20 protein-coding genes and 2 pseudogenes are annotated in these 26133 nt (G+C 67.8%); 7 read left to right on the top strand and 15 right to left on the bottom strand.

What is annotated here, in order from left to right:
- Nucleotides 1-356 precede the first annotated feature (356 nt).
- The 5 genes from ACZ48Z_RS01255 to ACZ48Z_RS01235 all read right to left on the bottom strand — a co-directional run bounded on the left by ACZ48Z_RS01255 (nt 357) and on the right by ACZ48Z_RS01235 (nt 5469).
- Nucleotides 357-1103 carry a maleate cis-trans isomerase family protein gene (locus tag ACZ48Z_RS01255; RefSeq protein WP_468733701.1) on the bottom strand — a complete coding sequence of 249 codons (747 nt, stop codon included), beginning with the start codon at nt 1101-1103 and terminating at the stop codon, nt 357-359.
- Nucleotides 1104-1222: 119 nt separating this feature from the next.
- On the bottom strand, nt 1223-1978 hold the full coding sequence (locus tag ACZ48Z_RS01250; protein WP_468733700.1) for an alpha/beta fold hydrolase: 756 nt from the start codon (nt 1976-1978) through the stop codon (nt 1223-1225).
- Between the two features lie 117 nt (nt 1979-2095).
- Nucleotides 2096-2833, bottom strand: a complete 738-nt coding sequence (locus ACZ48Z_RS01245; RefSeq protein ID WP_468733699.1) for an acetoacetate decarboxylase — start codon at nt 2831-2833, stop codon at nt 2096-2098.
- A gap of 106 nt (nt 2834-2939) precedes the next feature.
- Nucleotides 2940-4118: a cupin domain-containing protein gene (locus tag ACZ48Z_RS01240; protein ID WP_468733698.1), complete on the bottom strand. Its 1179-nt coding sequence runs from the start codon at nt 4116-4118 to the stop codon at nt 2940-2942.
- 34 nt (nt 4119-4152) lie between these two features.
- Nucleotides 4153-5469, bottom strand: coding sequence for a hypothetical protein (locus ACZ48Z_RS01235; protein ID WP_468733697.1), 1317 nt, complete (start codon nt 5467-5469; stop codon nt 4153-4155).
- Nucleotides 5470-5619: 150 nt separating this feature from the next.
- Between ACZ48Z_RS01235 and ACZ48Z_RS01230 the strand changes: the two genes are divergently transcribed.
- Nucleotides 5620-6435: a GntR family transcriptional regulator gene (locus tag ACZ48Z_RS01230; RefSeq protein ID WP_468733696.1), complete on the top strand. Its 816-nt coding sequence runs from the start codon at nt 5620-5622 to the stop codon at nt 6433-6435.
- 267 nt (nt 6436-6702) lie between these two features.
- Here the strand turns inward: ACZ48Z_RS01230 and ACZ48Z_RS01225 are convergent, their stop codons facing one another.
- The 5 genes and pseudogenes from ACZ48Z_RS01225 to ACZ48Z_RS01205 form a co-directional block, all read right to left on the bottom strand.
- Nucleotides 6703-6966: a hypothetical protein gene (locus tag ACZ48Z_RS01225; protein ID WP_468733695.1), complete on the bottom strand. Its 264-nt coding sequence runs from the start codon at nt 6964-6966 to the stop codon at nt 6703-6705.
- Between the two features lie 540 nt (nt 6967-7506).
- Nucleotides 7507-7835: pseudogene (locus ACZ48Z_RS01220) on the bottom strand (CoA-transferase); the annotation flags it as partial.
- 131 nt (nt 7836-7966) lie between these two features.
- Nucleotides 7967-8911, bottom strand: a complete 945-nt coding sequence (locus ACZ48Z_RS01215) for a fumarylacetoacetate hydrolase family protein (RefSeq protein ID WP_468733694.1) — start codon at nt 8909-8911, stop codon at nt 7967-7969.
- On the bottom strand, nt 8908-10509 hold the full coding sequence (locus tag ACZ48Z_RS01210) for an MFS transporter (RefSeq protein WP_468733693.1): 1602 nt from the start codon (nt 10507-10509) through the stop codon (nt 8908-8910). The genes ACZ48Z_RS01215 and ACZ48Z_RS01210 overlap by 4 nt, the downstream gene beginning before the upstream one ends.
- Nucleotides 10510-10637: 128 nt before the next feature.
- The gene (locus ACZ48Z_RS01205; protein WP_468733692.1) at nt 10638-11567 is read right to left on the bottom strand and encodes an MBL fold metallo-hydrolase; all 930 of its coding nucleotides are present in this window, start codon (nt 11565-11567) and stop codon (nt 10638-10640) included.
- A gap of 177 nt (nt 11568-11744) precedes the next feature.
- Here ACZ48Z_RS01205 and ACZ48Z_RS01200 point away from each other — a divergent pair, with 177 nt between their 5' ends.
- The 4 genes from ACZ48Z_RS01200 to ACZ48Z_RS01185 all read left to right on the top strand — a co-directional run bounded on the left by ACZ48Z_RS01200 (nt 11745) and on the right by ACZ48Z_RS01185 (nt 14632).
- Nucleotides 11745-12359 carry a TetR/AcrR family transcriptional regulator gene (locus ACZ48Z_RS01200; protein ID WP_468733691.1) on the top strand — a complete coding sequence of 205 codons (615 nt, stop codon included), beginning with the start codon at nt 11745-11747 and terminating at the stop codon, nt 12357-12359.
- 461 nt (nt 12360-12820) lie between these two features.
- The gene (locus ACZ48Z_RS01195; RefSeq protein ID WP_468733690.1) at nt 12821-12970 is read left to right on the top strand and encodes a hypothetical protein; all 150 of its coding nucleotides are present in this window, start codon (nt 12821-12823) and stop codon (nt 12968-12970) included.
- 201 nt (nt 12971-13171) lie between these two features.
- Nucleotides 13172-13714 carry a TetR/AcrR family transcriptional regulator gene (locus tag ACZ48Z_RS01190; protein ID WP_468733689.1) on the top strand — a complete coding sequence of 181 codons (543 nt, stop codon included), beginning with the start codon at nt 13172-13174 and terminating at the stop codon, nt 13712-13714.
- 60 nt (nt 13715-13774) lie between these two features.
- On the top strand, nt 13775-14632 hold the full coding sequence (locus ACZ48Z_RS01185; protein WP_468733688.1) for an SDR family oxidoreductase: 858 nt from the start codon (nt 13775-13777) through the stop codon (nt 14630-14632).
- Between the two features lie 489 nt (nt 14633-15121).
- Here the strand turns inward: ACZ48Z_RS01185 and ACZ48Z_RS01180 are convergent, their stop codons facing one another.
- The 4 genes from ACZ48Z_RS01180 to ACZ48Z_RS01165 all read right to left on the bottom strand — a co-directional run bounded on the left by ACZ48Z_RS01180 (nt 15122) and on the right by ACZ48Z_RS01165 (nt 22646).
- A complete protein-coding gene (locus ACZ48Z_RS01180; protein ID WP_468733687.1) occupies nt 15122-16567 on the bottom strand; it encodes a hypothetical protein in 1446 nt (481 codons plus the stop codon).
- 57 nt (nt 16568-16624) lie between these two features.
- Nucleotides 16625-20500 carry a caspase, EACC1-associated type gene (locus ACZ48Z_RS01175; RefSeq protein WP_468733686.1) on the bottom strand — a complete coding sequence of 1292 codons (3876 nt, stop codon included), beginning with the start codon at nt 20498-20500 and terminating at the stop codon, nt 16625-16627.
- Between the two features lie 6 nt (nt 20501-20506).
- Nucleotides 20507-20938 (bottom strand): effector-associated constant component EACC1, encoded by a 432-nt coding sequence (locus ACZ48Z_RS01170; protein ID WP_468733685.1) that lies wholly within the window; start codon nt 20936-20938, stop codon nt 20507-20509.
- A 448-nt stretch (nt 20939-21386) separates the two neighbouring features.
- Complete coding sequence (locus ACZ48Z_RS01165) at nt 21387-22646, bottom strand: tyrosine-type recombinase/integrase (protein ID WP_468733684.1); 1260 nt, start codon at nt 22644-22646, stop codon at nt 21387-21389.
- A 292-nt stretch (nt 22647-22938) separates the two neighbouring features.
- On the opposite strand from ACZ48Z_RS01165, the gene ACZ48Z_RS01160 reads away from it, so the two are divergent.
- Entirely contained in the window at nt 22939-23157 is a 219-nt protein-coding gene (locus tag ACZ48Z_RS01160) for a helix-turn-helix domain-containing protein (protein WP_402421694.1), read from the top strand.
- Nucleotides 23158-23239: 82 nt separating this feature from the next.
- On the opposite strand, the pseudogene ACZ48Z_RS01155 reads toward ACZ48Z_RS01160, so the two are convergent.
- Nucleotides 23240-23531 (bottom strand): annotated as a pseudogene (locus ACZ48Z_RS01155) (transposase family protein); the annotation flags it as partial.
- A 649-nt stretch (nt 23532-24180) separates the two neighbouring features.
- On the opposite strand from ACZ48Z_RS01155, the gene ACZ48Z_RS01150 reads away from it, so the two are divergent.
- Nucleotides 24181-25983, top strand: a complete 1803-nt coding sequence (locus ACZ48Z_RS01150; protein ID WP_468733683.1) for an ATP-dependent nuclease — start codon at nt 24181-24183, stop codon at nt 25981-25983.
- The last annotated feature ends 150 nt before the right edge of the window (nt 25984-26133 follow it).

The raw sequence follows: 26133 nt of genomic DNA, 5'->3' as shown, positions 1-26133 counted from the left end.
GGTGGGGAGGTGTCTTTGTGTTTTTGTTCCCGGAAGAAAAAATGTATGGCCCTTCCCCGGGTGGTGGGGGTGGGGGTGCCCTCCTCGGTGGGCGGGGGGGGGGCGGCCCCCCCCCCCGGCGCGAGGCCCGCGTGTGCTTTCCGGGCATGCGGGCCTCGCGCGGGATCGTCCTCGCGGCGCCCGGGGCGTGCGGGAGAATACCCCGGCTCGAAGCGGCCGCGGGACGAGGGACTGTTGTGAGCGTCAGCCTGCGGTCTGTTCGGCCCTGGCCCGGGTCTGGGCGAGGCGGAAGGAGTCGGTGCCGGTCTCGAGCACATGGCGGCGACTGAGGGCGCTGCTCACGCAGTCCTGGCTGGTCAGTGCTTTTTGAGCAGGGCGCCCGCGCCCTCGGCAACGGTGTCCAGACCGAGGGCGCGCAGGATCTTCCAGGAGGTCGCGGCGGCCGCGGTGACGATCGGCAGGCCGAGGCGTTGCTCAGCGGAAGGGATGGCGGCCAGGGACGGCATCTGCACGCAGGCGGACAGCACGACGGCGTCAACGTCCCGGGTGTCGAGGCCTGCGGCGATGTCGGGCAGCCGGGAGGGGTCGAGGCGGCCGACAGCGAGGTTGTCGGCCACTTCCAGGCTGACGGCGTCACGTACCTCGATGCCTTCGGCCTCGATGTATCCGGCGACCAGGGCCGTGAGCGGCTTCATGTACGGAGTGACGATGGCCACCTTGCGCGCGCCGAGGTGGTGCAGGCCCTCCACCAGGGCCCCGGCGCTGGACAGCACGTCCACCGCGCAGCCGTTCTCGGCGGCGGTTCGCGTCAGGTCCGCCTCGATACCCCGGTGCGCGGCATTGCCCTGGGACATGATCGCTACCAGGCACGCGTACGCCATCACCTCGACCTGCGCGTCGGCGAGTTCCACGGCGGCCCGGCCAGCATCGGCGTTCATCGCCGCCAGCTCGCTCGCCTCCACGGTCTTCATCCGCATACGGCTTGCGTGAAAGGTGAACTGATCACCCGTCAGTTCGCTCTGTCGGCGGAGGATCTCCGGGATCTCCGTCTCCATGGTGGTGTTGGAGCTCGGCACCAGCAGGCCGATCCGATGACTGGACATGACTTCTCCTTGGAGGCGGTAGAGGGCCGTCGGGCCTGGAAGGTGGTCGGCAAGGGGTATCGCGCGAGACGCCGAGAGAGGCGGGTCAGGCCCCGGAGAGGGTTCTCCGGGGCCTGACCTCACATCTGCGGAGTGCTCTTCCCGGTGAGGAGCGCTGTTTGGAGCAGGTGGTCAAGCAAGGGCCAGACCGCTTCGGGGGTTTGGATATGGGGGTAGTGGCCAGCTCCGGCCAGCGCCATGGCCGAGGGATAGACGGTGGCGAGTCTGGACGGCGGGCACAGCGGGTCGTGTTCGCCGGCGGCCAGCAGGATCTCCTGGGCCCGGCAGGCGGCGATCAGCGGTGGTAGGTCGTGCACCGGCAGGGAGGCGGGGTCTGCCACCGCCTGCCACTGGTCGTCGTCGCCGATCACCGTGGATTCCCACAGGAGGGACTCGGCCGGGAGCAGATCCGCTGTTGGGGGCATCATCGCCAGATGCCGTACGGCATCGTTGCGGGAGGGGAACACGGGCGCAGGGGAAGCGGCCATAGCGGCGACAAAGGCTTTCTCCTCGGCGGACCAGACAGGTTTCACGCCCATCGCGCACACTGTGGCCACGTCGATGCCGAACCATCCGCTGGCCAGTGCGAGGGCGACCAGTCCACCGAGAGAGTGCCCGACGACGTTGACCGGCACGCCGGGACCCACCTGCCCGGCCACGGCTTCGGCAACCTGGGCTGCAATTCTGCCTAGGCTGTAGTGGGTCAGTCGGGGAGAGCGACCGTGCCCAGGCAGGTCGGGCACGATCCATCCGCCCGGCCAGCGTTCTTCCAGGATCTGCTCGACACCACGCCAGGCGTCGCCGCTTCCCATGCCGCCGTGCAGGAGTACCAGCACGGGGCCGTCCGGCTTGCCGCCACGACGGAGGTACAGCCCTCCGTGGGGCGTGGCCCGGTTCGACACTGGAATCGGGGATGACATCGTCGTCGCCTCCTGAAACAGAGCGGATGGTTGTTACGCGAGGTAGTCGAAGACGGGCTTCGCGGGGGCCAGCGCAAGGTCGGTGAGGATGTGGCTCGCCGAGACGACCTCGCGGACGGGGAGGTCGGCGAGCGGGGCGAGAGCGTGCTCGAAGAGCTGGAGACGGGCGGGCCCGCTCCAGGCCTCCTTGACGGTGATGTCGGTGATCTGGGTGCGGACGAGGTCGGCGACACGGGGCCGCAGGTCGTAGCCCGGGATGATCTTCACCATGTACGTCGGCACGGTGATCTGACGGAGCGCCTCGTCCGGGTCGAGCCGCCGGTGCTTGTAGCCCATGGTTGCGGTGGCTACGCGCAGGGTGCCGATGTCGAGGGTGCCGACGAGGGTTCCGTGGTCGGCGTAGAGGCGAGGGGCACCCAGCACCTTGGGATAGGCGGACAGCTCACGCCCGGCCGCCGTGGCCGGGAAGTTGTCGAGATACATGGAGTGCAGGTACTCGCCCTGCTCACCCTCGAACTCCACCGGGACAGCGATGCCGGCTTCGGTGTAGGGGCCGAAGCCGGCGACGTCACCCATGTGCATGACCTCGAAGCGCACCAGAGGCTCTGGTACCGCCAGAGGTTCGGGTACGACGGCCCGCAACGCTTCGGGATCGGTGCGGTAGACGATGTTGAGGTACTCCCGGTCGATGAACCGGGAGCCGACAGGCACCGGGTAGGCAGGCGCGGTCAGTGGGGTAGTCACTCGGCTGGTGACCTCATCGGCACGCATGGTGATTCTCCAGGGGAGGGGGACCGGCACTCTCGGACATGCGGTGGCTGTGGGTGGTGCGGGGGTGCCACGGCGCCGATGCCGTGGCACCCCTGTGGCCGTGAGGTCAGGCGTTGCGCCAAGTGGCGATGTAGTCGGAATCCTCGGTGGCTAGTGCGGCCTCGCCGAGGTCGAGCGGGCGGAAGGTGTCGATCATGACGGCACACGCGTTCTTGATCTCGATGAGGCCCGCGTTGTAGGCCTCGACGGCACGCTCCAGCTCGTTGGCGTGCGGGCCGTGGATGAAGCCGGCCGGGTGCCAGGTGATCGCACCCTGGCCGATACCGTTTCCGCTACGTGCGCCACCCGCCGCGGCGGCGTAGAACACCAGCTCGTCGGAGTCCACGTTGGCGTGGTTGTACGGGACGATGACCGCGTCCGGGTGGTACTCGACCTTGTGCGGTACGAACGCGCAGATCACGAACCCCGGGGCCTCGAAGGCCTGGAAGGTGGGCGGTGGCGTGTGGATGCGGCCGATGATCGGCTCGAAGTCGTCCATGCTGAACGCGTACGGGTACAGATGCCCGTCCCAGCCGACGACGTCGAAGGGGTGGTGGGCATAGGTGTATCGGGTGCCGCCGGCCCGGTGGCGTACGTACACGTCGACGCCTTCGCCCTCCACGATGAACGGCTCGGAGGGGGCCCGCAGGTCCCGCTCGCAGTAGGGGGAGTGTTCCAGGAACTGGCCGCTGGTGGAGACGTAGCGTTTGGGCGGGTGGATGGTGCCGGTGGACTCCAGGATGAGCAGTCGTACGGGCTCGTCGCTGGTGGGGATCCAGCGGTGGGTGGCGGAGGTGGGGATGATGACGAAGTCGCGCGCTCCGACGTCCAGGACGCCGAAGGCGGTCTCGACGCGGGCGGTGCCGGACTCCACGAAGTAGATCTCGTCGCCGATGGCGTTGCGGTACAGCGGGCTGGGCCGGTCGGCGACGACATAGCTGACGCGCACGTCCTGATTGACCGCGATCAGCCGTCGGCTGGTGACCGTGTCGCCGCCTTCGTCGATCTTGTGGGTCTGGACCAGGCGCGGCTTGAGCGGGTGGTTGGGTTGGGACTCCTGATCGGGGATGTCCCAGGTGTCCACCGCCAACAGGTCGGTCGGCGCGTAGGTGTGGTAGAGGAGGGCGGAGTCCGAGGAGAAGCCCTCGGTGCCCATCAACTCCTCGCGGTACAGGCCGCCGTCGGGCTTGCGGAACTGGGTGTGGCGCTTGTGGGGCACCTGTCCCACGGAACGGTAGTACGGCATTGCTGCCTCCAGAGAGTCTTGGCTGGAGCGGGGGTCAGGAAGCGTCGACGCGCTCGTCAAGCCACTGGGTGATGATCTGGCCGGCCTTGGCGCGCGGGTTGTAGTCGACCGGTGCGTTCGGCAGCAGGAACAGGTAGTGGTGGGCGTGGTCGAGGGTGGTGAACGTTTTGTCGGCCGCCGGGATACGGGAGAAGATCTCCTCCTGCTCCTCCGGGTACGCGTCGGTGTCGCCCATGGGCAGGACCACGAGGGTGGGCACGTCGATGTGCTCGGCGGCGTGCGTCCACTCGGCCTGGGCGGACAGTCCGCTCCAGGTCGACAGCCATGCCCGAGCGGTGAGTAGCCGCCCCGCCGCCTGGGGGCCGTAGCTGCCGCGCAGCGGGTGGCCATAAGAGAAGATGCTGCCGGGGATCCGGTGGTTGGGGTGGATCGTGGGATCGGTGTGGGCGGGGTTGGCGACCGTGCCGTAAATGGTCAGGTACGGCGACATCAACGCCCTGCGCGCTGTGGGCGAGCTGAGTTGCTCCAGGTCGGCGACCTGCCTCGCCTCCTGGTAGTCGGCGAGCAGGGTCCGGGCGAGGACATCGATACGCCGGGCCCGGGCCCGCTGCCCCGCGCGGTACGTGGTCAGCCAGTCGGTGTCGTACTTACTGGGCTCCGGGAACGGCTGATAGCCGTTGGCGGGGTTGAACATGTCCAGTTCGGGGTCGACGGCTGTCGGGTTGGACTCGTCGACGACGGCCGGGTCCAGCATGTTGAGCAGGAAGACGCCCTCGCCAGCGTGCGGGGCCAGCGCGACGTAGAAGTCGGCCGGAGGCATCTCCTCGGCGGCGAACCGGGTCGGCTCGCCGTGCGGGCCGTGGGTGAGGCGCTCCTCGGGCGGGAGGGACGCCTGCCACTGGTAGTAGGCGAGCAGGGAGGTTCCTCCGCTGCTGCCGATCAGCACGATCTTCTCGAAGCCCCGCTCCTTGAGCATCCGGATGCCCGCCGCGGTGTCCAGGATGACTTCCTCGTGGACCATGTCGGTGTCGTTGTTCAGTGCACGGCTCGTCTGCCCCCACACCGCGTACCCGGCCGTGAGCAGAGCGGGGCTCATGTACTGCCGTGACTGGTTCTCACGCGGGTGCATGAACACCGCGACGGCCTTCGGCCGCGGTCCCGGCGGCAGATGCAGGAGCCCGAAGGAGAACGCACCGTCCGAGGCTGTGACGTCGACGAACTCCCGCTGTGTACCAGCCGGAAGCTGATCCATTCGGTAGGCGTTGACGCTGCCGCGCGCCCGCCGCTCGGAAGCGACGAACAGCTCGGGAAGCGGCATATCGGGCAGTTGATACCTGTTCTGTGCAGTCATGCCATGTCCTCACAGGGCGACAGGAAGGAAGGTTTGCGAAGCGTAAAACCCTGAATCACATATTCATAGGGGAAATGTAGATTGTCAAGCGTCGGTCGGCGACAATGGAGGTCGCCCCTTGCTTGCGCTTGGTTACGAAAGGCGGGCTCCATGCCCCAGAAGTCCGGTGCTGCCGCACCAGGAACCACTGTTCCGACGGCAGATGACGGTGACGTCCTGAACCCGGACGTCCCGATGCAGCAGCAGATCTACCGGCAACTGCGCTCGGAGATCCTCGACGGGCTCTGGGTGGGACGGACCGACTTTCCCGGTGAGCGTGAGCTTGCCGAGCGGTTCAACGTCAGCCTGGTGACCGCAAGAACCCCGCTGGAGCGCCTGGGCGAAGAAGGCCTCGTCGAGCGGGGTCGCGGCAGACGTCCCAGAGCTATTTACATCCCACCTCTCCCCGGCGACGCGAGTGACCTCCCCGTGTTCTACCCGGAGGACGAGTCGTCCGAGTACGGATACGAACTCCTGCGCTGCGGTGTCGCGGTCGTTCCCGCAGAGGCATGCCGAGCGTTCGGATTCGAACCGGGGAGCAAGTTGTGGGAGTGCGTTCGGCTGCGGGTCTACGAGGGCCGGCCACACGTCGTGCTGCACAACGTGCAGCTCCCGGAGACCGGCGAACGCCACAGCCCGGAGGATCTCCGCTCCAAGCCGATGATGTCGATCCTGAAAGCGGAGGGCATCGACGTCGCCACGATCCGCCGACGCATGCAGGCCACCACGCCCCCGCCGATCGTCTCCCGTCACCTGGGCCTCTACCTCGACACTCCGGTCTCCGTCGCAGTCATCACGCTGCACGACGCGGACGGAGCGCCCATTGAATGGGTGAGGGGGTACGTGGATCCGCAGCTGCCGGTGCCGGAGGAGGTCCGGGATGTGCGCAAGGGGTACTGGACGATTGAGTCGCGCGAATCGCGTTGAAACGCCGGCGCGTCGATGCCTGATCACAGGTCGCGGTTGTCCGGCGTGTGTCTCAGGGCCTCGATTGCCGACACGTACTGGTGCAGAAGTTCGGCGCGAGGCGCACCTGTATGTCCGCGGCCGTGGCCCGGCACGCGGGAACCGCACTTGAGTGCGGCCGCCCTCGCACGGCCCGTGCTCCGGCGACCAGCGTCCTGCGCGGACGTCAGCGAGATCGCTCCGGAGAGTCCGTCGGTACGGTCGGACGTGTACCGGAAGACCATGACATCAGCGGACCGGCCGGCGGATGCCCTCGACGAAGTCGAGGGTGCGCCGGTAGTGGACGATCGTGCGCTGGGCGCGGGTGTCGAAGCCCTTGCTCGCTGGCGCGATCTGGCAGCCGGTGGAGGACGCGCCGGGGGTCAGGGTGAGCCGGTAGACGCGGTAGGCCGTGCTGTTGGTTGCGGGGGAAGTCCGGCGCTCGCCGCGGCTGACGAGCCCCCGGGTTCCGCGTGTCGAGGGTCGTCCAGGTGGTCCCGTCCTACGACGCATCGAGCGTCCACTGCCGGGGGTGGTCGCTCGAGGCGGTCGGGGGCGGCCGTCAGCGTGTACGAGGTGACGACGGCCGGGCGGGGCAGGTCGGCTTGCCAGGGGACAGCGGGTTCGGCGCCGTCGACCCGCCAGACGGTGGATGGATCACGGTCCAACCGCATGCGACATTCCTGTGCCCCGTGCCCCGTGCCCCGTGCCCCGGATCCCTGGGAGTGCCCGCTCGGCGACCACAGGTAGCCCGAGGTGTGCCCGCCGAGGTCCACGTCGGCCAGGCTGATACCGCTCACCTGGAAGTGGCTGACGCCCGTCTTGGGGACGAAGTCGAACGGGTGGAAGCGGTAGGCCGCGCTGAGGATGTCTTCGGTGTACTTCGCGATGATCGGCTGGCCATCGACTCACGCCACCTGGGCTTGTCCGTCGCGCGAGCCGCACTGAAACATCGAAGGAACCAGCTGGACTGGTCTCGGGTGGTGATCGGCTCCTCCCACGTCGGAGCAGCCCGCAGGGGCCCAAAGTGGAGCCAGCACGGTCGATCGCGCATGCCCGGGCAGCAAACACCACATCATTCTGTGAGGTGAGTTCCACTTCCAGTTCACCGGAGAGGTACTGGCGGGCGAACTCCTTGTTTTCGCCCTCGTAGAAGCCGGTCAGCCGGGGTGATGCGGCCGTCGGCCAGCAGGATGCCGAGGCCCTGGCCGTCCACGCCGTAGTTGTTGGAGACCACGCACAGACCGCCAGCACCCTGCGCGTGCAGGTCGCCCATGAGCACGGTGGGGATGCCGCACAGCCCGAAGCTGCCCACCGTCAGCGAGGGCCCTTTCCGGGACGTCGGCGACTGCGGCGGCGGTCGAGGCCATGGCCTTGTCCACGTTGTTCATGCCTTTCCCCTGTGCCGGACGCTGTGTCGGGCACAGGGATCTGACAGAGGCAGGTTGCTCAGAGGGTGAGGCCTTGCGCGAGGGAGATCCGTTGCTCCGGCCCGATTCCAGCCGGTAGGGGGTCACTGCCTGCGGCGGGCGGAGGGCAGAGGGACCGGCGCCACTCCTTCGATGACGGTGTTGCTGACGGTGCCGATACCCTCGACCGTCATGGTGACGACGTCGCCGGGGGCAAGCGGCGGGGGGTCGAAGGTGCCGCCGCGGCCCCAGAGTTCGGCCAGGCAGCCGCCGTTGCCGCAGGTGCCGGAGCCCAGGACGTCGCCGGGGCGGATCCAGGTGCCGCGGGAGGCGTACGCTGCCATCTCCTCGAACGTCCAGGCCATGTTGGCCAGCCGGTCCTGACCGACGGTCTCGCCGTTGACCTGGACGGTCAGTGTGAGGTCGAGGAAGCCCTCCGGGTTGCGGTGGGGTTCCAGTTCGTCGGCGGTGACCAGCCAGGGGCCGAGGGTGGTGGAGGTGTCCTTGCCCTTGGCCGGGCCGAGTTTGACCTTCATCTCGCGGCCTTGCAGGTCGCGGGCTGACCAGTCGTTGAGGATCGTGTAGCCGAGGATGTGTTCGCGTGCCTGCTCGGGGGTCAGGTCCCGGCCGGCTTTGCCGATGACGGCGGCCACTTCGAGTTCGAAGTCGAAGCGGAGACAGCCCGGCGGCAGGGGCACGTCGTCGTGGGCGCCGATCATGGCGTACGGGTTGGTGAAGTAGAACGCGGGAGCTTCGTACCACTCCTCGGGGACGGTGTCGCCGTATCCCTGAGCGACGCCTTCGACATGGCTCTCGAAGGTCATGTAGTCGCGTACGGTCGGCGGTTGCAGCGGTGGCAGCAGCCGTACGTCGGCCAGGGGCAGCGGCAGGGAGCCGGTCAGGGCGCGCTCGCCCGCCTCGCGCAGGGACTGCTCGCCTTCCATGACCAGATCCAGTAGTTCGACGGGGTGCTCGAACGGGTGGACCTGATTGTCGGCGATGGCTCCCGACTGCGGTTTCCCGTCGTGGATGAAGGTCGCGAACTTCACGCCGGGCTCCCCTCCGCCTCGGCCGGCCGCGTGCCGCTGGGCCGGAAGCCAACGAAGACGGCGGCGATCACAGCGGCGGCCATACAGGCGACGGCGGTGAGGATCAGCCCGCTGTTGTAGCCGTGGGCCAGGGCGTCCATGGTGTACGGGGCGAGCTTGGCGCTGAGCGGACCGAGGTCGGCGCCGTGCAGGGCAAGCGGGCCGCCCTCATGCAGGACGGCGGAGGCGATGCCGTGCTCCTTGGGGGTCAGGCCCGCTTCGGCGAGGCTGCCGGTGAGCTGACGCCCGGCCATGCCGAGAGCGACGGCGCCCACGACCGCCGGGCCGAGGGTCTGGCCGAGGTCGCGGACCAGGCTGGTGGTGGCACCCGCCATGCCGGTCAGGTTGGGCGGTACGACGTTGACGGCGGCGGCGGTGAGGGCGGCGACGACCAGACCGAAGCCGACACCATTGAGCACCAGCGGCCCGAGCAGGGGGATCAGGCCGCTCTCGTGGATCGGCACCGCACGCAGCCACAGCTGGGCGACGGCCAGCGAGACGAACCCGGTGACGAGCATGGGGCCGGGACCCACCCGGTGCAGCAGCCGGACCAGCAGCGGCCAGATGAGCGGGGTGACGCCCTGGATGACCATGAAGGGCACCGCGGCTCGGAAGGGGCTCTGGTGCTGGATGACGCCGAGGCGGATGCTCAGGTCGTACGCGCCGCCGAGGAAGCCGAACATGCCGATCACCGCCATGGCGGCCGACGCGGCGAAGGCCGGGATGCGGAACAGCTCCAGGCGGAGCATCGGGGCCGCGCTGCGGCTCTCGACCAGCACGAACGCGGCGAGGAACAGGGCGAAGGCGACGAAGGACGCGACGACGGGTGTGGAGCTCCAGCCGTCGGAGGGGCCCTGGATGATGCCGTACAGCAGGGCGAGCATAGCCACGGCGATGGAGATCTGCCCCGGCCAGTCGAGCGAACGGCCCTCGGGGGCGCTGGACTCGCTGGCCAGCAGCCAGGCACCCACCGCGGTGATCACGGCGAGCACGCCGGTCACGCCGAACGCCCACTGGAAGGACACGTGCTCGACGATCCCGCCGGACATCAGCGGGGCGAGGAAGGCGCCGAGCGACAGGGCCGTTGTCCAGGAGGCCAGCCCCTTGGCTCGCGCGGCCGGGGTGGTCGTGATCGAGGTGATCATGGACAGGGAGGCGGGGAAGAGCGCGGCGGCTCCGATCCCGGAGATCGCCTGGCCGGTGATCAGCTGGGCTGCCGAGTGGGAGGTGGCGGACACCAGGTATCCGACGGCGGACAGCAGTGCCGCGCTCACCACCAGTTTTCTACGGCCGTACAGGTCGCCCACAACACCGAAGGTCAGCGCGAGGACGGCGGCGGGCACCAGGAAGGCGTCACTGATCCAGGTCAGTTCTCCGCCGGACGCATGGAGGGTTCGCTGCATGACGCCGTTGATCGCGGCGGGCAGGACCAGTCCGATCTGGGCCAGGCAGACGGCCAGACAGCCGGCGATGATCGTGCCGGTGTGGCGTGCCGCGGTGGCCGGTGCGGCATCGGACGGCGGGACGGCGGGTGGGGTGTAGGCGGGGGTGGAGACCATGTCTCCTCCTTGCAGGGTTTGGCGGGATGTACGGCCCGAGGGGACGGTGTGAGCTGGGCGCACCGGGCGGGGACGGTGTGCTTTCAGCGGAGGGTGGGGCCTCAGCCAGGGAGGGGCGGGGAGCGTCGTCAGACGCGGGGGCGGAGTTCGGCCATGCAGCCGAAGAGACCGGGACCGTTGAGCGGGGGCAGGGTGGGGTCGAGCTCCCGGTAGACGGTGTGCACGTTGACGGCGAGGCGTTCACTCTCGTCCAGGTCGGCGAAGCGGCCGAGGCGAATGTCGCGGGCCGCGTCCAGGGCCGGCATGCCGGCGGTGAAACGGGCGGTGGCCTGCTCATGGACGTATTCGAGGTAGTCGCGGATCTCGCGGACGGCCTGTTTTGTGGTGACTGGGCCGTGGCCGGGCACGACGATGTCCGCGTCGAGGCCCAGCAGTAGGTCGCAGGCGGAGAGCCAGCTGGTGAAGGGGCCGTGCCAGACGACCGGTGCCGCCCCGGCGAAGACGATGTCGCCGGTGTAGACGGTCCGGGCCTGCGGCACGTGCACGATCGTGTCCCCGGCGCTGTGCGCGGGCCCCACGTCGATGAGGCGGACCTCGGTGCCACCGATGTCCAGGACCGTCACGCCGTCGAAGATCCGGTTCGGGAGGGTGGGTTCGATGCCGGCGTAGTCGAAACGGCCGAAGATCCGTCGCGCGAAGTGTCCGGCGGGGCTGTCCATGCCGGTCAGTGCCAGCATCTCGGCCGGACCCACCTGTCGCATGTCCGCCACGGACCCGCGGGCCGCGATGATCTCGGCGTGGGCCACGAGCTGGTTGCCGAACCAGTGGTCGCCGTTGCCATGGGTGTTGACCACGGTGGCGATCGGCGCGGTGGCGGTCAGCGGCGTGAGCGCGTCGAGCATGTTCTTGGTCAGCCGCAGGTCGTAGAGGGTGTCGACGAGCAGTGACTCGCCCCGGCCGGTGATCAGCCCGGCGTTGCTCATGCCCCATCCGGACTCGCCTGCGATCCAGGCGTAACAGCCGTGTCCGAGCTCGACACAGCCTGTGCGGGTTGCCACGGAAGCCACGTTGCCTCCTGTTCTCGCCCCGCATCAGATAGCGAGACTTGAGTATATTGATGGACTGAGGTCCATCAATGGCCGCTAATCTAAGAAGGTGGTGGGGCGGCGTCAATACCCGTGCGGCCATGTGCTGTACTGACGGCCATGAAGATCCCGGAGGCAGGAGGCGAATTGGTGTCCACGCCCGCAGCACCGCCCGCCGGACGCCGGGAACGCAAGCGACAGCAGGTGCGCGACCGGCTCTACGCGGCTGCGGTGCACTTGTTCGTCGCCCAGGGGTACGAGGCGACGACCATGGACCAGATCGCCGAAACCGCCGACGTCGCCCGGGCCACCGTCTTCAACCACTTCTCGCAGAAGGTCGGGTTCCTTGAGGAGTGGGGCGTCCGCCGCCGCGCCCGCGTCAACGAGATCCTCGGATCCCAGCACGCCGAAGACATACCGGTCGGCGACCGGCTGCGCCGCTACCTGAAAGAGATGGCCGACCTCAACGCCGTCTCCCGCGCCGAGACCACTGTCCTGATGGACGCCTCCGCGCGGTACGGCCGCCTCCTTCAGGACCCGTCTCTGGAGATCGAACTCGCCAGAATCGTCGAACAAGGGCGGGAGAGCGGTGAGATCAGGGCGGCCGTCGACTGCGACCAGGCCGGACAACTGCTGGCCGCCTGCTACTTCGCGACGATCCTGCGCTGGATCCGGGAGGAACCAGCCCCCTTCGATCTCCACCAGCGCCTCGCTGGCGCGCTCGACATCATCCTGCTGGGTCTCCTCGTCGGCGAAGCGGCCTGACCGGGCACGTGCCCTTGTCCAAGCCGCAGGTGAAGGGCCGCAAGAGATTCATCGTCACCGACACCCTCGGCCTGCGCTTGGCCGTCCACGTCGTCGCGGCGAGCATCCAGGACCGCGACAGCGCGAAGCGCCGTTACTGTGGACCAGGCTCGACCACCCCGGGGTCCGGACGGTCTGGGCAGACCAGGGCTTCGCCGACCGTCTGGTCGACTGGACCGCCCAGATCCTCGGCCGTGAGCTGGAGATCGTCCGCAAGGATCCTGACCAGCGCGGCTTCCAGGTCCAGCCCAAGCGGTGGGCGGTGGAGCGCACCTTGTCCGAGGCTCTTTGTCCAGTCGTACTGGCATCGTTGTCAGGCTGGGTGGAGGGGCCAGCTCGCCCGGACCTCAACCGCGTCGAGCAGGTGCTACGGCGGCGAGATCTTCGACTCCACCATCTGCGCCCTGATCTGGCAGCAGGCCGTGAACGGTGCCCTGGCCGACGAGCCCACCACCGGCTCCCCGATCGTCACCAACTCCCCGTCCGCCCTGGGCGGGCCGCGCACCCCGATCGTCATCCTGCCCGGGGCCCAGCCGCGCCGCGCCGCCGCGCCGGGCCCGACCCAGAAGTAGGGCGTCGCACTGGTGGCCGGAAAGCACTGTCCGCCCGCTGTTCGGGTTGGCCTCGGGGGCGATCGGGGGTTAGTTTCGATACGCAACGGTAGCGTATCGAAAGTGGGGCGGTCACTCTTGACCGAGGCATCGAGTGGGCCGCGTAACGGCGGGGCGGACGCGGCGGCCGGCATGGGTCGGCCGCGGGATGCCCGTCGGGATGTGGCGATCTTGGAGGCGACGTTGTCGCTGCTGACGGAGCTCGGGTACGAGCAGTTGTCGATCGAGGCGGCCGCGGGGCGGTCGGGGGTCGCCAAGACGACGATCTACCGTCGCTATCGGGACAAGGCCGACCTGGTTGCCGCGGCGGTGGACTATCGCTCGCATGCCACGCCGCCCGCGCCTGCCGCGGCCGACCTGCGGGCGAACCTGCTTGCGCTTGCCGGGTGGCTGGCCCGGGAGATCGCTGAGCAGGAGATCGGACTGCTCGGGGCGCTGTTCGCGGGGATGCGTGGGGATCCGCGGCTCGCCGAGGAGATGCGTCGAATCCTGCGCCGGGACGAGGCGGCGATGACTGATGAGCCGTTCCGCAAGGCGATCGGGGACGGCGAGCGGTTGACGCCCAGGGCCGCCGAGCTCTTCGCCGAGATCGCTCCGGCGGTCATCGTGCACCGGGTGGTCGTCGCGGGCGAGCCGTGCGATGAGCGCTTTGTCGAGCACCTCGTCGACGACATTCTTCTGCCGTTGCTGCTTGAGGGCCGCTGAGGCAATCCCATTCCGTGCGTACTGAGTGCGGCGGGTGTGACAAGTGAAAGGGGATTCATCGTGATCGTTGTCACCGGGGCCACGGGCGCGTTGAACGGCGCCACTGTCGAGCACCTTCTCAAGCGTGTTCCCGCGGAGCGGATCGGCGTCAGCGTGCGCGACGTCGGCAAGGCGCGGCACTTTGCCGAACGCGGGGTGCGGGTGCGGCAGGGCTCTTACGCGGATCCGGCCGCGCTGCGCCACTCCTTCGAGGGTGCTGAGCAGGTCCTGCTCGTGTCCTCCAGCGACCCGCATGCCGACCATGTCGGCTTGCACCGCGCTGGCATCGAGGCTGCCGTCGCAGCGGGAGCCCGGCGCATCCTGTACACCAGCCATCAGGGTGCCGGGGCCGACAGCCCCTTCCCCCCGGCCCGCGATCACGCCGCGGCCGAGGTACTCCTCGCCGAATCCGGTGTCGCCTGGACCTCGCTGCGCAACGGTTACTACGCCCACAGCGTGCTCTGGCTGCTCAGCCCCTGGCGGCAGACCGGCGAGATCGCGGCTCCGGCCGATGGCCCGATTTCCTGGACCGACCGCGCCGACTCCGCCGAAGCCGCAGCGGTCATCCTGGCCGGTGACCGGAGGTTCGACGGGCCGGTCACCCTCACCGCGCGGCAGGCCGTGACCCTCGCCGACGTCGCCGCGATGGCCTCCGGGATCAGCGGCCGCGAGGTCAAGCGAGTCGTGCTGGACGACGAGGAGTGGATCGCGGACAAGGTCGCGGATGGCATGCCGGAGGGGATGGCACGGATGATGCTCACCAGATACCAGGCCGCTCGCGAAGGCCGCTTCGCCGGGGTCGACCCCCTGCTGGCCGATCTGCTCGGCCGCGAACCCCGCGGCGTCGCCGAGCAGTTGGAGGACGGCAGCACCGGCTGAAGGAGCGCCGAGGCGAGGGGAAGGGGCTGGGCTTCATCGGTGACATCAGCGATATCGGCTGTATTGGAGATATCGGTGATGGGGGCCAGCTCCTCGGTTCCGTTTGAGAATTTCGCTCGATTCGTGAAGGTGCTGGCCACGATCTGATCGCTGCGGCATATCGCAGTATGCGTATGAACGAGGTCTCCGGTAGGTGGGTTCATCGACCAAGAAGACGCTCACCTGCACGGAGACCCCGCGAAGAGACGCTACCCGCGTTCGCTCGTCACGACCTGACCGACGCCCAGTGGACGGTACTCGAACCGCTCCTGCCAATCGCTACGACCTGCGACACCGTCGGGCCGATCAGCGCGGCGACCACGACGAAGCCTTCCTGGACTGGGTTTTTTTGGTGGTACCTCGCCACGGTGGAGCTGATCAACCGGCCGATTGCATCACGGAATCTCGCCTGAGCTGCGCTCGAATAACTGGTGACGCAGGCCGCGCGGACTACTCGTCCTGGAACGCCGGAATCTGCCGCATGGCCAGCACCGTGCCGTCCGGACTGATCGAGACCAGCCCGCCCCACTCGCGGTCCCGGAACGTCCCATGTCGCTTGTCCCTCCACGCGTGTACGCGTTGCCGATAGGCTGCAATATCAGCGTGTCGTTTGTCCTCTTCCCTGGTGACGACAGCATCGAGGACGTCGGCCGCGACTCCTGAGAACGCTTGGACCCTTTCGCCGTTGAGCCGGAAGACATGATCCGTGCCCTCGAACTTCTCGCCCAACAGCGTGTAGCCCAGGTCCTGGATGCTGCCGGCGGCAGCATGTGCGAAGCCTTGGAAGAAATCGTTGCCCTGACGTGCGTTCAGGAGCGCGCCGGTGGATTCCCCGTCGCCAGCGAAGGCCGTCAGACCGGCGGCACCAACTCGGGCCAGGGCCCGTTGGAACCACTCGTAGTAGTCGGGACCGACCTGGCATCCGGGCTCAGAGGTGTCGGGGTCTTTGCCTTGTCCTGGTTTGAAGATGCCTACGGGCGGGTTCTCGTCGCCTACGGGCAGGCCGATGTCGGCGGCGGAGGCGTCGTCTGGGATGTGCAGCCAGCCGCCGGGGCCTTCGGCATGGAGGGCGTGGACGGTCAGCGGGCCTTCCAGGGAAATCTCGGTGCTGAACAGCAGGACCGGCGTTTCATTACAGGCTCCGATGTGTACGCCGTCGGCATGGACTGCCGCTGAGGCGAGTTGCTCGCACGCTTTCTGCCGGTCGCTGTGGTTGCCCTTGCACGCGATGGGGATAACGCGCGAGGACTCGCCCGGTTTCCACACTTCGGCGAAGAACTGCGGACGGTACTGATAGCCCACGGTCTTGGTCTTCGCCCTGTCGCGGCTCGTCAGGGTCCAGCCGGCCCGCAGTGCGGTGTCGGCACGGACGAACGACACACTGTGGTCCGGATAGCGGCGGGTGAGGATCTGTTCGCTGACGGCCAGAGCGAAGGCATGTCCCAACTCCTCGGACTGCAGCGCTTTGTAGTACATGGCGATCCGATTGCCCTCGTCGGACAGCGTGAGCTGGTTTTCGTCGTCTGCGCTGAGTGCCTGGCAGTACTTGAGACTGCCCCAGTGTTCGGCCAGCCCGCGCGATGCACCGCGTTGGGACAGGGCAAGCCCGCGGCCCAGATGGTGGAGTACGTCCCAGAAAGTCAACCGCACCGACAATCCGGTCTCCGGGCTGGGGAGTGCGCGCAGGCCAGGCTTGCGGCGCAATGGTTCGTACGTGTCTCCCGGCTTCGTCTTGCCCTCCTCCTGCCGCTTCTGGAAGGTGTCGTAGCGCTCCCGTTCCTTGTCGGCGGCAGCTTCCTCGACTCTGCCTACGAGTTCTCGTGTTGAGTGCACCCGTACGGTCACCTGCTGCTTGAGAGCATGCAGGACTTCTTCAGTCTTCAGAGTGCTTGCCACGACTGCCTCTCCCCAGGTCGTATGTCCTGGTCGACCGCGGACGGCCGTCCAGGTCACTCAGTCGAACAGCGGCACCAGTGCGTTCGGGCCTGCGAGAATGCGCCAGGCGGGGATACGGACAACTCGATCGACACGGCCGGCCTTCGCGCCCCGGCCACCGGATGGCAGCCCGATCAGCAGGCCGGCACGTTCGTGCAACAGGCGGAGATGTCGTGCCGCCTCACGGCCAGGCTGTGGTCCGGCGTCGACGACTACCGCCGTGTTACCCGTGGGCGTGGTGAACAACAGGTCGATCCGCTGCCCCCCGACCATGGCATCGCGTTCCAGCTCGACGACGCCCCGCGATGCGAGGACCTGCTGCACGGTGTCGGTGAGATCCCTGAGACGGGGATCCGGCCGTGGGCCGGACTCGTGGACGGGCCCCTTCTGCACACCGGCAGTCCGCGCTCGGTCCCACAGGAGCGAGCGTGAGGACAGCAGGTGCGGCAGACCGGTCTGCCGCTGCCAGTAGCCGTGGTCGCCCACGGTGATCAACTGGGACTTCGCGCGGGTGATAGCGACGTTCCAGAGATTCACCTGGCTCGCCACCCAATGGGCCGTCCTCGCAGGTGTGTTGGCGGTTGCCACCGGGCTGAGGACCATCACGTCGCGCTGACCGCCCTGGAAGGCATGAACTGTTCCCACGCGCACCCGGTCGCTGCCCACCATGACTTCCAGGGCGTCCTTCTGCGCCCGGAAGGGTGTCACCACACCCACCGTTGCGCTCTGAGGCAGGTGATGAAGCAGTTCTCTCACGACGCCGGCCACGGCGTCGGCCTCGGACGGGTTGCGCCACGACTTTCCTCCGGGGCCGCGCACCGACTCGCTGGACGGCACGCTCGCCCAGGCCAGCACGGGAGCGGTGTCCCCGGTGCCCATGAGATCGACCGCGGACACCTGCCCGCGTACGTCGGTCATGATCTCCAGCGCGCCGGAGTAGCAGTGGCCGTTGACGATGTCGACGATCTGCGGATGACAGCGGTAGTGCTCGTCGAGCAGCAGCGCGGCCTCGCCGTTCTGCGCGGCGGCGTGGTAGGCGGAGTGGACGTGGTAGGCGAGCCGTCGGTCCTCCAGCCACGCCGCGCTCAGCCCCGCCCTGACACGGGCCTGGCGTTCCTGCTCCGGGGAAATACCGGGGATATGCGTCAGCTGCATCGGATCACCGATGACCAAGGCCCGCCGGGCGCGGAACAGCAGAGGCAGCACAGAGGCGATGGAGCACTGGCTGGCCTCGTCGATGACGACCAGGTCGAAGAGCTTGGCGGCCGGCTTCAACTGGCGCACTGCGTGCGTGGTGATCGCCCACCCTTTCAGGTGACCCAGCAGATTCAACTGGCTTCGCTGGGTCCCCTTGCGCTGACGCAACGTCTGGAGACGCTGGTCCAGCAGCGATCGCCCGCGGCTGAGCACCTCAGCCGACACCGCCGTGCACAATTCCGCCGACAGTTCCGCCCGTGCCGTGGCGCATGCCCTACGAGCCTGGTGCAGGATGTCCTCGTCGTAGGCGAGCTGAGACGGCGTGAGTTCACGCACCTGGCGCTCCAGGCTGGTCACATCCGCCAGGTCGTTGAGAAGGTCCGGGGCGACGGGCCGTTGCGCAGCCCATGCAGGCAGTTGTGGGATCACCTCGGCACGGGCAGCTGCGGTGAACGCCTTCATTACACGCGTCCGGCGCCAACGCCCCCACCAGCCTCCCGCCGTTGCCGCCTTGTGGGCCCGTGCTGCCCAGCGGGCGAGCGCTGCAGGGTCGTCGGACTCCCATAATCGCGACAGGAGCGACAGCGGAAGCCCGACCTTCGTGGCAAGCTCCGCACGCTGCCCCAGAATTCGGGCGAGCTCCACCTCGCCCTCGACCTGCCGGCCTGCCTGGTCCCGCAGAACGGTGGCGCGCGAGCGGAGGTTGCGCAGTTCACCCGCCACCGTGGTGGAGCTGCGGCCGAGCGGGGGAGGCGGATCCGACAGCAGCTGCTCCAGCTTCCCGGCCTCCTTCACCAGGGCGTCGACGTTGCCGGTACGCATCAGCAGACCAGGAGCAATCTCGTCACACCGCTGGGCGACGACGTCCACCGCCTCGTTGTTGGTCGACGCCACCAGAACAGACTCACCGGCCGCGACACACGTGGCCACCACCGAGGTGACAACCTCGCTCTTTCCCGTACCGGGCGGACCGGTGGCCACGGTCAGAGGCTGCGTCATCGCCGAGACGATCACCTGCTCCTGGCTCTCGTTGGATGGCCCGGCCGCGACCACGAGCACCGGCTCCGTTCCCGGAGCGGGAGCGGCACCGTTCAGCAGAGCATCCAGAGCAGTGCCCGGAATCTCGTCCGTGCGCGCGGAGATGGCCAGCAGATTCTCCACGACACCGTCGGTGGCGAACCGCTCCACACTCGAAGGGGCCAGGATCACCGCGGCGTTGTGCGCCCCGGGGCGCAGGGCCTCGTACACCGACTCCGCACGCAGCGCGGAGACGTCCAGGGGCTCAAGTTCCGTCAGCCCCAGCTCGCGGAGCAGGTCCCGAACGGCGCGGAGCATCTGTGCGTCATTGCCGTGCTGCCACGTCGGCTGCCAGCGGGCGAGCAGCTGGGCTGCCTCGTCCTCGGAGAGGAGCTCGGTCACCAGCTTGGTGTGCAAGGACGGAATTCCGCTCGGGCGCAGCACCGCCCGCCCGTTCTCGTCCGGAGCCAACTCCATCTGCTGGATGAGGAGCGGTGCGATGCCCATGTCCGTGCGCCGGCCGCCCTCGCCACGGGAGGGAAGCGTGACGGCCGGATACCCGTACCAGTACTCGTGCTGATCACCAGCGCGCCCTGACCCGCTCCTTCCCGTGCTGTCGGCCGGCGCCTGCGCACCGGGCAGCCCCTCCGGAGCGGGCAGTACCGAACCCAGGCCGGACTGAATAGTCTCGGACCCCTTGTCCACCAGGAAGTACTGCGAGTTCCGTCCGGCCCGACGGTCGGGCAGCATGCTCGCTGCGGCCTGCGCGCTCAGGCACTGCGCGTAATAGCGCAGCAGCCGCTGCCAGTCGCCGGCATTCTCACTGTCAGCCGCGGCCCGCTCACGAGCCTCGAGCAGAGCAGCGGACGGCGTCGGCGGCTCACCGGGCGGAGCGGGGAGAGCGACCGGGCGCGCCACGGACCTGGCGAAATACAGCGTGTGGGTGGCGAGGATGGTGGACCTGGTCGGGCGCTGCTCCTCCGGCACACCCTTGCGCACCATCTGCGTGGTCAGATAGGCGAAGAGGTCGTCGGGCGAAATCCATCCGCTGTCCTTGATCCGTCCGTTCCGCAGCCCCTCGACGATTTCGCCGGTGAAGCGGGAGGTGCCGAGGGCCGATCCCTCGGGTGCCATGGCGGAGGCGGCCTGCAACGCGTCGGAGGCGGTGATGAAGTAGACGCCGGTGGGACGCAGCCGGGTGGTGCGTTCCTCCTCGCCCGAACCCGACCCGTTCCCGCCCTTGGCCCGCCAGCCCTGAACAACCGAACCGCTGGCACAGCAGTCCAGCAGCACGATCTTGGACGCGGCACGAGAGGACTGCAGAGTCCGTTCCAGGAACTCCGCCGACACCGCGGTGCGGGGCAGATCAGCCCGGTCGCTGTCACGGGTGAGGAAGTACAGCTGATTATCGGCTTCGCAGAACTCCCCGTGCCCGCTGAAGTACAGCAACGCGCTCTCGCTCTGCTGCCGCTCCTCAAGAAACGACTCGATGGCGTGGAGCATCTCGGCACGCGTCGGATCCGGCACCATCTCGCAGTCGTTGTACAGGCCGATATCCGGGCTCTGCAGGACGGCCTGCATGTAATGCAGATCAGCCCGCACCGCCGGAAGATCGTGGTAGTCGTCGCTGTCGTACGCCGAGACGCCGATCAGCAAGGCGTAGCGGTCGTTGTTACGCACGTTCCGTCAGCCGGCCGTTGAGGAGTCGTCTTGACCTGGTGCACCGTCGGCGCTCTTCCCGTCCACGGGGAGGGAACCACCGGCCAGGAAGTGTTCAAGGCGCTGGTCGTCCTCACGGGCCTCGCGGCCCGTGAGGCGCAGAGTGGCTCCGTCAAGGCGGGTCGCGACGATGGTGCGCTGAGGCACCTTGGCCAGCCACACCTGGACGCAGGATGCCGCCAGCGAGCCGGCACTCAGGACCAGCCCGACGATCCCTGCGATGTCGCCGCCCTTGCCGGTGCTCACCGACGGACCGGCCGAAGGAAAACGCAGCGAGACCGTCGGATCAGCCTCGGACGCCTCTGCCAGCAGCTCGCGGGCATCACGGCGTGCCCTCAACGGATCATCGTCAAGCACGGAGATCAACAGGTGCGGCTGGCCCTTGCTGTCGTTGCTCACGCGTCCCCCTGCACCGTCAGCTGCCGACTCAAGTTGCCTGAGGAAAATACCGGAGCAATGGTGCGGGGGAAACGGGCGCTTCCGGAATCTGCCGATAGTTGACGCGAAACCTACTGCGCTCTCGCGAACAGAACCGCTCAGCGTCCGCCGACTCCAGCGGTCCTGCCTGGGGTGCGGCCGGGGGACGGTTGGTGAACCTCGCCCCATGGATCGAAGCAGGGGCCGTTCGACTCCATCCGGCCCGACCCCGCCAGCGCTCATAGGGTCGGCCATCCTGACCAGTTCCGCGCCATGGATTCGGTCCGGTCGAAGGTTCTGTCGACCTGGTCCATGAGCGGCCCCCGACGCGGGCACGACTCGACGATCTCCGTACGACTGAGTGTCAACGAGCGCAGCCGGAGCGCCCGTTGAGATGTAGGGAGTTGCGGACTGGACGTGCCGAGCATTCTCAGACAGCCGATGCGACGTCAGAGAACGCGGCACCGAACACCGTGACCGTGACCGCCTCCACTGCGAGCGGCGGGTGGGCGTAGGTGTCCCAGGTCTCGGAGAACTCGGCATGCCGTGAGAGCGCCTGCACGGTCTTCGGGTCGTGCTGGCCGGAGGCACCGAGCGTGCTGGTGTAGAAGTGCTTGAGATCATGGAAGCGAGTTCGCTCGGGAAGTCCGGCTCGCGTCACGGCTTTTCGCCATTTCGCATAGAAGTCGTTGTACAGGACGGGGCGGCCGATCCGGTTGGTGACGAGAAGGTCCTCCGACGTGAGGTCAACAGGAGCGCGGTCCTGCCTGCGGCGCTCGGCAGAGGACAACCTGGCCTCTGGGCCGGAGAACTGCGCAGCGTGGCGGGCGAGCTGTTTGATCAGGAAACGATCCACTGGCAACGTCGCATAGCTGGATCTGGTCTTGAGTCGTACAGCCTTGCCGCGCTGACGCTGTTCGATGATGCGAAGCAGGCCATTTTCCCAGGCCACGTGACTTCGCGTCAGCCCGAAGGCTTCGCCCAGACGCAGACCGGCGCACGCGCCGAGCCAGATCAGAACCTCATAGCGGGGCGCCACCCGCTGCATCGCAGCTGCGACTGCTGCGACATGTCCGGGTGACAGCACAACCTTGACGCGCGGTGTGACTTCCGGAAGTTCGATCCGCGAGACGATGTTGGACGGGAGCGGGACATCCTCGTCGACCATGTAGTGCATGAGAAGGCGCCAGATCTTGAAGATCTGGACCACCGTGCGGGGCGAGTTGATGTTGGGTTTGTCGATCAAGTAGTCGACGAAGGACGTGGAGTCCCGGCGGCGCAGGGTGCCGGCCGAGCGGCCCCCGATGAACGGCAGGACATGGCTGCGAAGTTGGCCTTCGTAGGCGGCGGTCGTATGGGCGTTCTTTTGTCGCTGGCGTCTCCTTTCAATCATCTGAGCCGCGTAGTATGCAACGCGCTTGCTGTCGGAGGGGTTTGGTGATTCCTTCTCTTTGATTTCTGCTAGTGCCCTGTCCAGGTGCTCACGCGCCTCCTGCCAGGTGGTCAGGCAGACTCTTCGCTCTTTGCCCCCGGTGTCGGTGTAGCGCGCTTGCCATTGCCGGCCCCGGCGGTGATCCGCAGACGGGTATAGGGGGCGCTTTTTGGTGCCGCATCGGCACGGCTCCTCGCCGCGTTCTGGTTTGGGATATCGCTTGTGCCAGCGATCGAACGGCTCGGTCGGCTTGCTCAATGTTCCGCCCGTAAATCGGTGGAGCGTTGTGCACGGGTGCTCGCCCTCGTACCGGCCCGGCGACGTGGCGTTGTGGGCGGTCCGGAGGTTCACGTCGGTGGCGGCTGCTGCGGTGGAGCGCCTTGTGTGGCCGGTGCGTCTGGTGTCTGTTCAGGGCCGGTCAGAACGATGCTTTCCACTACACCGAGTAGTTATGCACAACTGTTCATGGTGAACCTCGATGGTGTGACGGTCGAGTCACCGTGTGCCCAAAAGTCAATCGCTGCCGGATCCGCGACTTGTGTCCATCGGAATGCAAATCCGACGCCTTAGAGAAGAGCGCGGCTACAGCTTGGAAGAGCTCGCCGAACGCAGCGGATTGAGTTTTCGAGGACTGATTTACATCGAACACGGGCGGCGCAATCCGGGGGTGCTGACCATCCTGAGCATCGCGTCCGGCCTGGACGTAGCGCCTGCCAGGCTGTTCGAAGACGTCGCGGAGACGGCCGACGAAGCGGACTCTGAACGATGAACAACACAGCGTCTGCGGTACCGCCCACGAGCGATATCTGCTGCCTGAAGCGGCGGGCGTAACCAGGACACGGTGAGGGTTTTCAGCGGTGCCGCTCCAGGGTGAGGACAGCCTTGGCGATTGACGTCATGCGGTTCGGGCTGCATCGGGCTCTGCGGAAGATTCGCCAGGATTTGAGGCGCGCGATTCCTCGTTCGACGGGTACGCGAGCCGCGGACAGCCCCCGGTTGACCGTCCGCTCGGTCGTGGTGAGTTCACCTTGGAGCGGTCGGCGTTTGGGGGTGGTGACCCACTCGCCCGCGCCGATGCAGGCCATGTCGGCGAGGACGGGGACGCCTTGGCTCGCAGATCCTGATGATCTTGTGTGTGCGGCCGGACATCTCGCGCCGTGTCGCACTTCTCAATGCAAGGAGTTCCCACCGCCGACCGCTTCGCCATTGACGCGGTGTTCCTCATGTCGGCTCGTAAGGACAAGGGTTCGCTTTCGCTCGCCCGCTCGGACTTCCCCTTCGCTTGTGGCGTGATGATGGCCCATCGTGCCCTTGAGCTTGACCACCTCGGCTCAGCACCCCCGCGTCACCGCAGACGCACCCGAGGCTGGAGACCGGCCATCGGTCACAGGCCGGAGTAGTCGACTCCTCTCCTTGCAACTACCACTGCATGACAGCGACTTCACGTCGCACTGAAAGCCCGAGGCTAAGGCGTGCAGATCTTTAACTCGCCTTTTTGACCTTGGTCTGGTGTTCGAAGACTTCGTGGAACCAACGTCTGCGCTCTGACGGTCGGACTCTGCAGGTTCTGGAAGGATCGTCGCCAGCAGCCAAGAGACGGGCGGGGCCCAGGGTGAGGATCAGCGAGATCACGGCACAGGACTTCTTGTCCTTCGCTGAGCTGAGCGTTGAAATGGGCCAGGGGCTGACCGTGGTCACTGGCCCCAACGCTGCGGGTAAGTCGAACCTGTGCCAGGTTCTCAGCGCGGTATCCACATTCCTGAGCCGCCACCGTGCCCCGGAGCAGCGCGAGTTGCTCTCACTGTACGAGCAGGCCGGTCACAATGAGGCCCACGCCTTCACGCTGACGGTCTCCTTCGAGCTGGACCAGCGGTGGGAACGGGACCTGGTCACCGCGTTCGTGAAGGCCTCGTACATCGGCATCGGCAGCCGGAACGCAGGCGCGGAAGGTCCCACCACCGAGGACTTCGAGCAGAGCGCCGAGGCCAGCATCACCGCTGACTCGGTGGCCGCACTGTTCCACGGCACACTCCGGCTGGACTTCGACTCCCACCGGCAGCCGGGCTGGTCCTGCGCCTGGCAGTTCAACCACGGCAAGGACGTCTTCCACATTCAGTTGGAGGGGCCTTGTCAGCAGCAGCTCCGCACCGGAGCAGCCCAGGGTTGGAAGACCCCAGCCGTCGGCCAGGTGACCACCTTGCACGAGATGCTCGCTCCGCGCCCGGCACCCGTGGGAGGACCGCCTCCCGCGCCTGCGCTGGTCGACTTCCCCGCCGTCCTGGAGGACGGGTTCGAGCATCCCATCGCGTTCAACGTGCCCACGCTCAACGACGGATCCGGCCCCCGGCCCGCCTCGCTGACCGCACTCGCCCAAGTACTGGGGCTGACCGAGCAGCATTCCGTGTCCTTCGACGCCGTGCTCGCTAAGATCTGGGCCGCGGGCGTCTCGGTGACCGCCAACCGGCGTCTGCCCGCGCGCCGGCACTTCTCCCTCGACGAACTGGCAAGCCCCCTCGACCTGAGCGACGGCAGCCGCGTCTCGGCCGAGTTGTACAGGCTCAAGAACGGTGCACGTGAACAGCGCGAGGGTTTCTGTCGTGCCCAGAGGATGTTTCACACCATCACCGGGGCGCACCTGGAAGTCCAGGCATCGGCCGAGACCGACGGCATGGCCATCGACGTCATGATCGACGCGGGCCACGGTGAGCGCCGTGCCGAGTTCAGCGGTGCTGGACTGCAGGAGGCCGTCCTGCTGGCGGTCCTGACAGCGCGCGGGCCGGGCCGCGTCATCGTCTTGGACGAACCGGCGGTCCAGTTGCATCCGACCATGCAGCGACGAATCGCCACGACCGCCCTGCGCGATGTACAGGCCCTCCTGATCACTCACAGCGCGGACCTGGTCCCGGTGGCCACGGCGGCCGACCTCAACCGCATCGTCCGCCTGGCTCCCGGGCCGGACGGAGCGACCACTGTCCGGCGCGTCCCTGCCACGACCGCTTCGGATCTGGCCGGCTGGATCCAGAACCTGGCCGCCGCCGATACCAGAGCCTTGCTCTTCGCCCGCGCCGTGATCCTCTGCGAGGGTGCGTCGGAGACCGGTGCCCTGGGCCAATGGTGGAATACCGCCACGGGGTCAGGGCCGGAGGCGGCCAACGTTCCGCTGCTGGACGTCGGGGGCCAGAGCAACTTCGGGGGCTACATCAACTACCTCACCGCCTTCGGTATCCCCTGGGCCGTCGTCGCCGACGGGCCAGCTCTTCGCGGCACCAGCCCACTCGCCAAACAGCTTGCCAAGCGGCACCTTCTACCCCTCGACCCGCCCGACGACGCGAACGACTTCGCGGCCTGGAGCGCCTACTGGAAGACCGCGGGCGTGTTCACCCTCGCCGACCGGTTCGGCGACGACGGCAGCAAGTCCGGCGAACTGGAGGCGTACCTGCGCCGCCTGGACCCTCAAGTCCTGGATCAGGCGCAGAGGGACACCAACAGCAAGCCGCGGGTGGGCGCCCTCTTCGCTGCCCGCTACCCCCACGGAACCCCGGCGGCAGTTGCCGACCTGTACACGGAGGTGGCCGCTCACCTCGGTCTCGGCTGACGCCTCCGCGCCCACTCGAAGCCTGCCCGGCCGGTGGGGCGCTGATGAGCGCTTAGCGGTCACGCTGCCGACTCAACGGGATGTTCGCCAAGGTGTGATCCGTGACGCGGCACCTCCGACCTGCCGAGCCACACGGGGCAGGCAGCGGTG

This window comes from Streptomyces sp. NPDC031225 (assembly GCF_055570355.1).
This window is presented reverse-complemented; position numbering and strand designations above follow the sequence as displayed.